General features: G+C 64.4%; 3 protein-coding genes. All 3 read right to left on the bottom strand.

What is annotated here, in order from left to right; all coding sequences use genetic code 11:
- A partial coding sequence (locus tag KAZ48_11470) for a sulfate adenylyltransferase (protein MBP7973409.1) occupies nt 1–889 on the bottom strand: 889 nt, incomplete at its 3' end.
- The gene (cysD, locus tag KAZ48_11465) at nt 890–1,798 is read right to left on the bottom strand and encodes a sulfate adenylyltransferase subunit CysD (GenBank protein ID MBP7973408.1); all 909 of its coding nucleotides are present in this window, start codon (nt 1,796–1,798) and stop codon (nt 890–892) included.
- 22 nt (nt 1,799–1,820) lie between these two features.
- The coding region (locus tag KAZ48_11460; protein ID MBP7973407.1) for an SLC13 family permease at nt 1,821–3,521 on the bottom strand (1,701 nt) is incomplete at its 5' end.

Raw genomic sequence — 3,521 nt, 5'->3', positions numbered from 1 at the left:
CGATGTCGCGGTCGAGTTCCAACGCCGCGGAGCAACCGTTCTCGACCACGTCATATTCGACCGGGTCGTCGCCATCGAGGCCAAGTAGCCGGGTGACCACCGCAGTCTGGCCGGAGCCAGCGACCTTGACGTGATCGCCCTTGCGCAGGATGCCGGAGGAGACGACGCCGCCGTAGCCGCGGAACTCCGGTGCCCGCAGGATCGTCTGGACCGGAAGCCGCAGGCCCGACTCGTCGTCGGCGCTGACGCCCAGGCTGTCGAGCGCCTCGAGCAGAGTGGGTCCGTCGTACCAGCCGAGATCGTCGCTGGCAGACGTGACATTCGCGCCGGTGAGCGCGCTGACGGGGATCGACAGCACGTCAGTCACGCCGTGGCGAGCGGCCGACGACTGAACCTCGGCCGTGATGTCGTCGAAGATCTCCTGGCTGTAGCCGACACCGTCGAGTTTGTTGACCGCCAAAATGATGTGACGCACCCCCATCAACGCGCATACCGCCAAGTGGCGGTGCGTCTGCGGGCGGGTGCCTCGCATGGCGTCGGCGAGCAGGATCGCCACGTCTGCGGTCGATGCCGCGACTGCCATATTCCGGGTGTACTGCTCGTGACCCGGGGCGTCGGCGAGGATCGCGCGCCGCCCGGACGGCAAGTACACGTGGCGGTACGCGACATCGATGGTGATGCCCTGATCACGCTCGGCCTCAAGCCCGTCGGTAACGAGCGAGAAGTCAATCTCCCCGACCGGAACAGTCGAACCTGGCCGGCGGGTGTGCCGCGCGGCCTCGACGATGTCGGTAGGGAGGCTGTTGGTGTCAGACAGCAAGCGTCCGAGCAGGGTGGACTTTCCGTCATCGACGGATCCGCAGGTGACCACGCGGAACAGGGCTCTCATTTAGAAGTACCCCTCTGCTTTCTTTCGTTCCATGGATCCGGCTCCGACGCCGTCGATCAGGCGGCCGGATCGTTCGGAGACATTGTCCGCCTCGAGTTCGCCGAGCAGTTCGGTGATGGTGTGGGCGGTGGACGTGACGCCGCCGGACAGCGGATAACAGCCGAGCGTGCGGAATCGCACTTCCGTCATCACTGGCTCTTCGCCAGGCTCCAGCGGGATCCGATCGTCGTCGACCATGATCGGGACACCGTCGCGGTAGACGACCGGTCGGGGAGCGGAGAAGTACAACGGCACAACCTCGAGGTTCTCCCGCTCGACGTAGCGCCAGACATCCAGTTCAGTCCAGTTCGAGATCGGGAAGGCACGCATGGTCTGGCCGTTGACCAGTGAAGAGTTCACCGTCCGCCAGAATTCCGGTCGCTGTGAGCGGGGTTCCCAACGGTGGCCCTCCTCGCGAAGGGAGAAGATCCGCTCCTTCGCGCGGGACTTCTCCTCGTCGCGGCGGGCACCACCGATGGCAACGTCGAAGCCGCCCTCATCCAGGCCAGCGCGTAGCGCAACCGTCTTCATAATTCGGGTGTATTCCTGGGCGCCGTGGGTGAAGGGGGTCACGCCCTCGTCGCGGGCTTGCTGGTTGGTGACGACGCGCAGATCGAGTCCGAGCCGTTGCGCGGTTGCATCGCGGAAGGCGATCATTTCCTTGAACTTCCAGCCGGTGTCAATGTGCATCACGGGGAAGGGGATGGGTCCGGGATAGAAGGCCTTTCGCGCCAGATGCAACAGGACGGTCGAGTCCTTGCCGATGCTGTAGAGCAGTACCGGCTTCTCAAATGCGGCGGCGGCTTCTCTAAAAGTCCAGATTGCCTCGGCCTCAAGTTCATCCAGCACCGAAGCGCCGTCCAAGTTCATGTGCACCCCTTCAGACTACTTACTAGGTCCAGATGATCGGGACGAGCCACACGACCATGGCGACGACAACCACGGTCAACGGCAGGCCCAACCGAGCGTAGTCACCGAATTTGTAGCCGCCGGGGCCGTAGACCATGGTGTTGGTTTGGTAGCCGATCGGCGTGAGGAATGAGGCCGACGCAGCCACCGCAATGGCGATAGCGACGCCGATCGGTGAGAGTCCGGTCTGCGCGGCAATCGTGATTCCGATCGGGAACATTAGGAGCGCGGCGGCGTTGTTGGTGATCATCTCGGTGAGGATGACGGTCGCCAGCACGATCCCCAGCAGCGCGCCGCGATCACCCCAACCGCCGAAGATGTCGACAATTCCACCGGCCAGGGTAGAAGCCAACCCGGAGGTGTCCATCGCGGCGGCCAACCCGAACGCCGCCGCGATGATCACCACCACCTCAAGGTCGATCGACCGTCGGGCATCTGCCGAACTCATGACGTTGAACACGACCATCGCCACCGCCCCGACGAGCGCGCCCACCAGGATCGGAACCAGATTGAAGGCGGCCAGGATGACAATCGCGGCCAAGATCCCAATCGCGACGAAAGCCTTAGACGTGGGCACGGGCAGACTCGGCATGGAGTCCATGGGTGCAATCAGCAGGAAGTCGTCGCGGTCAGACCAGCGATCCTTGAAGCCGGGATCAGCGACCAAGATCAGGGTGTCGCCCACCCGCAAGCGCACCTGGCCGAACTTTGCGTCGACCAAGTCACCATCGCGGTGAATCGCGACGACGGCGGCCTGATAGGTACTCCGGAAACCGGTCTCCTTCAGGTTGTGGCCGACCAGTGGCGAGCGGGAGCCGATGACCGCCTCGTAGTAGCGGACCGCCGGGTCGTCCAGGCTGCTGACGTGCTCGGACTCGGCGGACTGCAGGCCACGGCGTTCGTTGAGGTCGAGGACCTTGCCGGCCTGACCGGCGAACCGCAGCCGGTTGCCCCCGCGCAGAACAGTCTCCGGCCGAACGGGCGCAATGACCGTGTCGCCGCGCTCCACCGAGGTGAGGAAGACGCCTTGCAAGTCGCGCAGTCCGGCCGCCTCGACGGTGGCGCCGTCCATCGGTCCGTCGGTGGTGACCAGCATCTCGACGTAGAACTTCTTGGCTTGGTTGGCCAGTTCGCTCTTGACCGAGCGTCGGGCTGGCAACAGACGCGGGGTCAGCAGCACCATCAGGGCGATGCCGATGATGGCTATCGGTAGGCCGATCTTGCCGATCTCAAAGAACCCCATGGGACCCATGTCGGTCTTGGCCATGAGTCCGGACACGACCAAGTTGGTCGAGGTGCCGATGACGGTGACCAATCCACCGAGGACGACCGCGAACGACAACGGCATCAACAGTTTGGAAACCGAGACTTTGCGGCGCTCAGCCCAGGACTGCACCTCTGGGATGAGCATCGCCACGATCGGGGTGTTATTCAGGAACGCGGATGCCCCGGCAGCGGGAATCGACAGTTGCACGATGGGCCGCCGGACCCCAGCCCTGGAACCGAGGGCACGGTGCATCAACGGGGTCAGCGCACCGGTCTTCTGCACCCCTGCCGCCACCACGTAGAGCGCGGCAACGGTGAACGGGGCTGGGTTGGAGAAGCCGCTGAGCGCCTCCTCGGCATCAATCACGCCGAATGCCAACAGCGCAACCGTTCCGCCGAGGACCACTAGTGCCGGTGA

This window comes from Candidatus Nanopelagicales bacterium (assembly GCA_018003655.1).
Taxonomy (GTDB): Bacteria; Actinomycetota; Actinomycetes; order S36-B12; family UBA10799; genus JAGNDY01.
The sequence above is the reverse complement of the archived record's forward strand: the minus strand, read 5'-3'. Positions and strand labels throughout refer to the sequence as shown.